Raw genomic sequence first — 4590 nt, 5'->3', positions numbered from 1 at the left:
GGCCCGAGACCCGGCCCGAGACCCGGAAGGAGGCCGCGCCGCATGGCTGAGCCCCCGCGCGAACCGCTGGACCGCGAGACCGGGCGCCGTCTCGCCAGCGCACTGGAAGACATCGTCGCGCACAGGATCGTGCGCATCCACAATTCGGTCCTCAAGGTGATGGCCTTCCAGTTCCTGCGGGGGCTCGCCTTCGGCCTCGGCACGGTCATCGGGGCCTCGATCCTCGTGTCCGTGCTCGTCGCGGTGCTCGCCCGGATCGAGTTCGTGCCGCTGCTCGGCGATCTGGCGAGCCGCGTGATCGAGCAGATCCAGGATGCGCAGGGATCGTCGGAGCCCTGATGCGCGGCGTTAACCACCTGATCCGGAAAGACTTGCCGTACCGCTGCATGTGACGGACCCTGCGCCGCGGGGGTGTGTGCGAGGAACGGTGCGATGCTTCTTCTGGCCGGGGTGATGGGCATGGCCCTGATGGGGTCGATGGTGTTGCTCGGTGCCGAGTCCGAGGAGGATGCGGAGCCATCCGCCGACCCGGCGGAGGATACGGGCCACCCCGGGGACGACGACCGCGGCGTGAATTTGTCGGCGCTCCTCGACGCGGCCGAGAACGATCCGGCGGCTCCGGCCCCCGACGCGTCGGCGTCGGAGGCGGACGCGCCCGACACGGAGGCCGGAGGCGCCGCCGCGCCGCCCGGCGCGGCCGACGGTGACGCGCAGGGGGAAACACAGGACGAAGGGCCGGGCGAGAGGCCGGGCGACGGACCTTCCACGGCGGACACCTGGCGTCTGGGCGGGATCATGGCGACGGGACCGGTCACCGCGGCCGAACTTCCCGCGCCGGACATGCCCGGTGCGCTGCACGGGACGGACGCGGCCGACACGCTGAGCGGCGGCGCGGCGGATGACCTGATCGCGGGCGGCGCGGGCGACGACTGGATCAACGGATACGGGGGCGACGACGCGTTGGCGGGGGGGACCGGCGCCGATCACCTGCGCGGCGGCACGGGCGACGACACGCTCGCCGGCGGCGACGGCGACGACCGCCTCGACGGTGAGGGGGGCGACGACCTGCTCGCCGGGGGCACAGGCGCGGACAGCCTGTTCGGGCACATCGGCGACGACACGCTGATCGGCGGCGATGGCGACGACTCGCTTCAGGGCGGTGGCGGCGCCGACCACCTGCGCGGCGGCGCGGGCGCCGACGCGATACACGGCCACGACGGCAACGACACGCTCGTGGGCGGCACCGGCGCCGACAGCCTCTTCGGCGGACGCGGCGACGACCTGCTCTCGGGCGCGGTCTTCGACACCGAGGGACAGGAGACCGACGCGCCCGACTACCTCAACGGCGGCGCGGGGGAGGACACGATCCTCGCCGGGCGTGGCGACGTCGTGACCACGGGCGGCGGCGCGGACAGCGTCGTGCTCGACGACCGGCTGGCAGGCGACCCGGTGCAGGTCGTGGATTTCGCGTCCGAGGATCGCATCGCCGTCCGGCACGCCGCGGACGGACCGGCACCGCAGGTGACGGTGGTGCCGGATGCCGACGATCCGGAGACGCTGCGCCTGTTCCTCGACGGCGAGGCGCTCGCCACGCTGCCGGCCGCCTCCGGGCTGACGGCGCAGGCCGTCACGCTCATCCCCCGCGCGGCGGGCTGATCGTCCGCGGCCCCTTCCCTTCGCCGCCCGTTTCTCCTATGTACACGCAGTCACGCGCCGGAGGGGCGCGGGGCTGTTTCTCCAATGGCCTTGCTGGACGACATCCCGGCTCGCGCCGCAGACGAACCCGAGAGGAGACCCCGATGTCGATCACCGCCGAGAAGAAGGCCGAGGTCATCCGCGATTTCGGCACCAAGGAGGGCGACACCGGCTCGCCCGAGGTTCAGGTCGCGATCCTGACCAAGCGGATCGAGGCGCTCACCGAGCACTTCAAGACGCACAAGAAGGACAACCATTCCCGCCGCGGGCTGCTGAAGCTCGTGGCGCAGCGGCGCAAGCTGCTCGACTACCTCAAGGGGAACGACGTCGAGCGGTATCGGACGCTCATCCAGAGTCTCGGCATCCGCCGCTGAGCACGGGACGAAGGGCGCGGGCGACCCCGCGCCCTTTTCGCATCCGGCCCCGTGCCGGGCGCGCCCCATCCGCCGCACCGCGCCGCCGGCTCCACGGCGCGGCAGGAGGACGACAGGAGCCGGAGGGCGAGGGCGCCTTCCGACGCGAAACGGCCCGAGGGGATGGGCCCCGACGGCCAGTCAAGGAAACGAGATGTTCGACGTTACGACGAAATCGATGAAGTGGGGGGAAGAGACCCTCACGCTGGAGACGGGCAAGGTCGCCCGTCAGGCCGACGGCACCGTGATCGCCACGCTGGGCGAAACCTCTGTCATGGCCAACGTCACCTACGCCAAGGCGGCGAAGCCGGGGCAGGACTTCTTCCCGCTCACGGTCCATTATCAGGAGAAATACTACGCCGCGGGCAAGGTGCCGGGCGGCTTCTTCAAGCGCGAGGCGCGCCCGACCGAGAAGGAGACGCTGACCGCGCGGCTCATCGACCGGCCCGTCCGCCCGCTCTTCGTTCCGGGCTTCAAGCATGAAGTTCTGGTGATGTGCACCGTTCTGAGCCATGACCTCGTCAACGATCCGGACATCGTGGCGATGATCGCGGCCTCGGCGGCGCTCACCATCTCGGGCGTGCCCTTCATGGGGCCGATCGCGGGCTGCCGCGTGGGCTACGTTGACGGCGACTACGTCCTCAACCCCGACGTCGAGGACATGCAGGACCTGCGCCTCACGCCCGACCAGCGCCTCGACCTGGTGGTCGCGGGCACCCGCGACGCGGTGATGATGGTCGAGTCCGAGGCCTACGAGCTCTCCGAGGACGAGATGCTGGGCGCGGTGCAGTTCGGCCACGAACAGCTCAAGCCGGTGGTGGACCTGATCGTCGATCTCGCCGAGGAAGCCGCGAAGGAGCCCTTCGACTTCACCCCGCCGGACTACGCGGCGCTCGCGGCCCGCGTGAAGGAGCTCGGCGAGGAGAAGATGCGCGCGGCCTTCGCGCTTTCCGACAAGCAGGAGCGCACGACCGCCATCGCCGAGGCCCGCGCCGCGGTGAAGGCCGAGCTCTCCGAGGAGGAGCTCGCGCACGAGAACCTCGGCGACGCCTTCAAGAAGCTCGAGTCCGAGATCCTGCGCGGCGACATCATCGAGGGCGGCGCGCGCATCGACGGGCGCGACCGCGCCACCGTGCGTCCGATCGTCAGCGAGACGGGCCTCCTGCCCCGCACGCACGGCTCGGCGCTCTTCACCCGTGGCGAGACGCAGGCGCTGGCGGTGACCACGCTCGGCACCGGCGACGACGAGCAGTTCGTCGACGCGCTGCACGGCACCTTCAAGCAGAACTTCATGCTGCACTACAACTTCCCGCCCTACTCGGTCGGCGAAGCGGGTCGCGTGGGTCCCCCGGGACGGCGCGAGATCGGGCATGGCAAGCTCGCCTGGCGCGCGCTGCAGGCCGTTCTGCCGGCGCCGACGGAGTTCCCCTACACCATCCGCATCGTCTCGGAGATCACCGAGTCGAACGGCTCCTCCTCGATGGCGACCGTCTGCGGCGCCTCGCTGTCGATGATGGACGCGGGCGTGCCGCTGCGCGCGCCGGTCGCGGGCGTGGCCATGGGCCTCATCCTCGAGCCCGACGGCCGCTTCGCGGTGCTGACCGACATCCTCGGCGACGAGGATCACCTCGGCGACATGGACTTCAAGGTGGCCGGCACCGAGAAGGGGATCACCTCGCTGCAGATGGACATCAAGGTCGCGGGCATCACGCCCGAGATCATGACCCAGGCCCTCGCGCAGGCGAAGGACGGGCGGATGCACATCCTCGGCGAGATGAACAAGGCGCTGTCGTCCGCGGGCGAGTTCAGCGTGCACGCGCCGCGCATCGAGACGATGCAGATCCCGGTGGACAAGATCCGCGAAGTGATCGGCTCGGGCGGCAAGGTGATCCGCGAGATCGTCGAGGAATCCGGCGCCAAGGTGGACATCAACGACGACGGCATCATCAAGATCGCCTCGCCCAACGCGGAGGCGATCGAGAAAGCCTACGAGATGATCCACTCCATCGTGGCCGAGCCCGAGGAAGGCAAGATCTACAAGGGCAAGGTCGTCAAGCTGGTGGACTTCGGCGCCTTCGTGAACTTCTTCGGCAAGCGCGACGGGCTGGTGCACGTCAGCCAGATCGCCAACAAGCGGCTCAACCACCCCTCCGACGAGTTGAAAGAGGGGCAGGAAGTCTGGGTCAAGCTCCTCGGCTTCGACGATCGCGGAAAGGTGCGCCTGTCGATGAAGATGGTCGATCAGGAGACCGGCGAAGAGATGAAGCCGACGGAGAAGGCGGAAGGCTGACGCCTCGCCCGACGGCTGGAAAGCGTGACGCGGGCGTCCCGGGAGGGGCGCCCGTTTTTCTTGCGCCGCGACCTTGTCGGGCAAACATGCGGCATGGCTGCCCCCCCCGGCGGATTTGTCCCATGGTGGCTCTGCGGGCGATCCGGTCGGGGGACAGCCGTGCCGCACGGCAGACCGGAGCATGCCCGCGCC

Annotated in this window: 4 protein-coding genes; all 4 read left to right on the top strand. The window is 70.1% G+C overall.

What is annotated here, in order from left to right; translation table 11 throughout:
• The first annotated feature begins 42 nt into the window (after nucleotides 1–42).
• Nucleotides 43–339 (top strand): DUF5665 domain-containing protein, encoded by a 297-nt coding sequence (locus tag ACESL7_RS08540; protein WP_372892895.1) that lies wholly within the window; start codon nucleotides 43–45, stop codon nucleotides 337–339.
• 93 nt (nucleotides 340–432) lie between these two features.
• Nucleotides 433–1656 (top strand): calcium-binding protein, encoded by a 1224-nt coding sequence (locus tag ACESL7_RS08535; protein WP_372892894.1) that lies wholly within the window; start codon nucleotides 433–435, stop codon nucleotides 1654–1656.
• 143 nt (nucleotides 1657–1799) lie between these two features.
• Nucleotides 1800–2069 carry a 30S ribosomal protein S15 gene (gene rpsO, locus ACESL7_RS08530; RefSeq protein WP_372892893.1) on the top strand — a complete coding sequence of 90 codons (270 nt, stop codon included), beginning with the start codon at nucleotides 1800–1802 and terminating at the stop codon, nucleotides 2067–2069.
• A 193-nt stretch (nucleotides 2070–2262) separates the two neighbouring features.
• On the top strand, nucleotides 2263–4398 hold the full coding sequence (pnp, locus tag ACESL7_RS08525; RefSeq protein ID WP_372892892.1) for a polyribonucleotide nucleotidyltransferase: 2136 nt from the start codon (nucleotides 2263–2265) through the stop codon (nucleotides 4396–4398).
• Nucleotides 4399–4590: the final 192 nt, after the last annotated feature.

Origin of the sequence: Rhodosalinus sp. (assembly GCF_041685465.1) — a bacterium.
Classification (GTDB): Bacteria; Pseudomonadota; Alphaproteobacteria; order Rhodobacterales; family Rhodobacteraceae; genus Rhodosalinus.
Note: the sequence above shows the minus strand (reverse complement) of the source record. Positions and strands in the feature narration are given on the sequence as shown.